This is a genomic window from Bradyrhizobium sp. Kon69, from assembly GCF_055807515.1.
Window position 1 is genome coordinate 1 of record NZ_JBVVOS010000390.1, and the last position, 264, is coordinate 264.

A 264-nucleotide genomic window follows, 5' to 3' on the forward strand; every position below is an offset into this window, starting at 1 on the left:
TAGACAAACCACACGGCAAACTCGCGTTCCACACCCTGGAGGCGCCAGTGCGGCAACCAGACCACCAACTCGCCGGCCCGGATGCTTTGCGCCACCAGCCAGTTTGGCAACAGCGCAAACCCCAGGCCCTGGCGCGCGGCGATCAGTTGCGCGTCCAGGTCGTTTATCCGAATACAGTCGCCGTGCACCAACGCCGATTTGCGGCCCTGGTTTAGGAAGGTGATATCTCCCACGGGGCTGGTGCCCAGTACGGCGGGCATAGAC

Annotated in this window: 1 protein-coding gene; it reads right to left on the bottom strand. The window is 63.3% G+C overall.

The features are described 5' to 3' along the window. Positions 1-233 (bottom strand): LysR substrate-binding domain-containing protein (locus AC0L3U_RS39555; protein ID WP_473365143.1); only part of this gene is annotated, 233 nt, incomplete at its 3' end. Positions 234-264: the final 31 nt, after the last annotated feature.